Genomic DNA, 3502 nt, shown 5'->3' with positions numbered 1-3502 from the left:
GCGCCCCGCGGCGCCGCGTCCGCCCGCTCCGCTCCGGCGCGCCGCGCGCCTCCGCTCCGCGGGCGGACGCGAACGACGCCGGATGGACGCGGCGCGCGGCGCTCGAAGATTTCAATTTACAGAAGCGACGTTACGCTCCCCTTTGTCTCGGCTGAGCTTCGTGCCAACCCGCGAAGCGCACACAGAGACGATGACTCCTGTCGAAAGGCGGCCTCGATGGTCGCCGAGACGCTGGCTTGCCGCGTGCGCGGTCGCCGCGCCGCCGGATGTACCGCATCCGGGGAAACTCGTTGCGGGCTGGCCCGAGTTGCCGAATTCCGGACGCGTCTGTCCGCGCGCTCGGTGCCGATGGCGCAGCCGCAGGCCGAGCCGGCGTCGATCGCGAGGATCCTCACCGTGTCCTTCGCAGGTCCTTGCCTTCGGTGAACACGATGCCGGCCGCGCAGATCCGGCTGCGGAGGCGCGGCTCGCTCTCGTAAGTTGCTCGGACTCGGTCCTGGCGGTGAAGATCGTCGTGGAGCATGCCGCGGCGAATTGGGCTCGCCCGCGCAGATCGGCCCGGAGAGGAGGAGTGTCCCTGCGCGTGGCGGAGTCGGGCTCGCTGGCCTGCCCCCATTCGCTGGTCCACCCGAACCGAGATGTCACCGGTCACCTAAATCCAGCCAGCGGGGAACACTTCAAAACCAGCCACTGAGGTAGCGGCTTTCGGGCACCCTTCGCGTATATCGCGAAAGGGCCGGCCGTGAGCAACTACTTGACAGTGGACAAGAGAGAGCAAATCCAAGCACTCCTCGCGCTGCGCTGGAGCGACCGGCGGATCGCCCGTGAGGTCGGCGTGAACCGCGAGACGGTGGGCCGGCGCCGGGCGGCGATCGCCTCAAAACCGGCCGAAGCGTTCCCCGGCTCGGGCGACGGAGACGGGACCGCGGCGGACGGGCGCGGGCGGACGGGCGCGGCAAAACCAGCCGAAGTGTTCGCCGGCTCGGGCGGAAAACCGGCCAAAGCGTTCGCCGGCTCGCGGAGTTCGGCGGAGGCGTACCGGGACGAGGTCCGGCAGAAGCTGGCCGCCGGACTGACCGCGCAGCGGATCTGGCAGGACCTGGTCGAGGAGCACGGGTATGGGGGCTCCTACGAGTCCGTCAAGCGCTTCGTGCGGCGTGCGGCGCCGGAGCGCCGGGCGACGACGGTCATGCACAGCCCGCCGGGCGAGGAGGCGCAGGTCGATTTCTTCCAGGGGCCGCCGACGCTGGACGGTGAGGCGGGTCAGTGGCGCCGGCCGTGGGTCTTCCGCATGACGCTGTGCTGCTCGCGTCACGGCTACGAGGAGGCGGTCTGGGACCAGAAGCTGGAGACGTTTCTGCGGCTGCACGAGCGGGCGTTTGCGGCGCTGGGCGGGATCCCGAAGGTGGTGCGCCACGACAACCTGAAGGCGGCGGTGGTCCGCGCCTGCCTCTACGATCCGGACGCGAACCCGGTGTACGCGGCGTTCGCGGCGCACTGGGGCTTCGCGGCGCTGCCGATCCGCCCGCGGCACCCGCAGGAGAACGGCAAGGAGGAGCGGGCCGGCGGCTACGTGAAGGACAACGCGCTGAAGGGGCGGCGCTTCGACGGCCTGGCGGAGCTGAACGCCTTCCTGCGGCGCTGGAACGAGACGATCGCGCGGCTGCGGATCCACGGCACGACGCGCAAGCAGGTTTGGCGGCACTACCTGGAGACGGACAAGGACGCGCTGCAGCCGCTCGGCGCGGCGCCGTTTTCCTTCTTCCGCCGCGGCACGCGCGTCGTGCACGCCGACGGGCACGTCGAAGTCGAGGCCGGCTTCTACCCGGTGCCGACGCACCTGCTGGGCCGGGCCGTCGAGGTGCTCTGGGACGGGCGGCTGGTCCGGGTCCGCCACGAGGGCCGGCTCGTCGCCGTGCATGCGCGGGTCGAACCGGGCCGCTACGCGGCGGCGCCGGGGGCGCCGGCGGCGAGCCTCGTCTCGACGCAGCGCGTCTTCCTCGAGCGCCAGCTCGCGCGCTGCGGCCAGGTCGGGCCGGACCTGCGCGCGTGGGCCGAGGCGGCCTTCGCGGCGCGCGGCGTGCGCGCGATGCGGCTGATCCAGGGGACGCTCGGCCTCCTGCGCCGCTTCCCGCGCGAGGAGGTGCTGGCCGTGGCGCGCCTCGCGGCCGAACACGGCGTCTTCCGCTACAGGATCTTCGCCCGCCTGGTCGAGCGACGGGCGGTGCAGCGGACGCTCCCCGCGCTGCTCGCCGAGCACGAGCTCATCCGTCCCATGTCCGCCTACGCGCTGGAGGATCTGACGTGAACCCGCAACTCGCCGCGAACCTGCGTCATCTGCGCCTGTCCGGGATGGTGCAGACGCTGCCCGCCCGCGTCCAGCAGGCGCGCGGCGCCGACCTCGACTGTCTCGAATTCCTCGAGCTGCTGGTGCAGGACGAGCTCGCGCGGCGGTCCGACCGGCTGTTTGCGCGGCGGCTCAAGCAGGCGGGGATCGCGGCGCCGAAGGACTTCTCGGACTTCGACTGGTCCTTCAACCCGAAGATCCCGCGCGGCCGGCTGCTGGATCTCGCGACGGCGCGCTTCGTCGCCGAGAAGCGCGGCGTGCTCCTGATCGGGCCGCCTGGGATCGGCAAGACGCACGCCGCGCTCGCGATCTCGGTCGGCGCGATCCGGGCCGGCCACCGCGTGCTCGTGCGCAGCGTCTTCGACCTCGCCGGCGACTTCGCGGAGGCGACGGCGGCGAGCCAGCGCCGGGAACTGGTGCAGGCGCTCCGGCGCGTCGATCTGCTCGTGATCGAGGACTTCGGGATGAAGCGGCTCGCGCCCGGCGCGTCGGAGGACCTGCTCGAGGTCTTCGTCCGCCGCCACGAGACCGGCTCGACGCTGATCACGACGAACCGCCCCACGGAGGACTGGGGCGCGTTTCTGAACGACGTGCCCGCCGCCACGGCGATCCTCGACCGCTTCCTCTCGCGGGCCGAGATCATCCGCATGCAGGGCCGCAGCCGCCGGATGCACGAGCGGGCGACGGCCGCCGCGACGGCCGCCCAGGACTGACCGCCATGCGTCCTCGGAGAGTCGCTATGGATGCCGCCGGACCTGCCGCTGCGCTTGGACGCCCGCTTCGCGGGCGCCCACAGGTCCTTGGAAATCGCTGCGCGATTTCCACAGCATCCACAGCGCTGCGGCGGCCCGGGACTCCACCACTTGCCTCGGACGAACCGATCGCCGATCATCCACTCGCCGCACCGACGTGGCTGGTTTTGAAGCGACCGCGCGTGGCCGGTTTTGAGTGTTCGGTGACACCCACGCATCAAGCGAATTCGGCTTGCTCTCTTCCTAGGACTGTTCCCGCCGCGTCGTGGCCGCTGGCGCGGGGCGGAATGGAACGCTCCGTCGTCAGTACTGCCGAAGATCAGGAAGATCGGGGGTGGGTGACCGAAGCCGCTGGATCAGTCTCGAAACACCAAAGCGCGGCGACAAAAGAAGTGCGCGCGTT

At 71.3% G+C, this 3502-nt stretch carries 2 protein-coding genes; both read left to right on the top strand.

Annotated features, from left to right (window positions below; all coding sequences use genetic code 11):
* The first annotated feature begins 742 nt into the window (after positions 1-742).
* Positions 743-2308 carry an IS21 family transposase gene (gene istA, locus LLG88_14100; protein MCE5248041.1) on the top strand — a complete coding sequence of 522 codons (1566 nt, stop codon included), beginning with the start codon at positions 743-745 and terminating at the stop codon, positions 2306-2308.
* Positions 2305-3060, top strand: coding sequence for an IS21-like element helper ATPase IstB (gene istB, locus LLG88_14095; GenBank protein MCE5248040.1), 756 nt, complete (start codon positions 2305-2307; stop codon positions 3058-3060). The genes istA and istB overlap by 4 nt, the downstream gene beginning before the upstream one ends.
* Positions 3061-3502: the final 442 nt, after the last annotated feature.

The sequence above is a fragment of the bacterium genome (assembly GCA_021372775.1).
GTDB lineage: Bacteria > Acidobacteriota > Polarisedimenticolia > J045 > J045 > JAJFTU01.
This window is presented reverse-complemented; position numbering and strand designations above follow the sequence as displayed.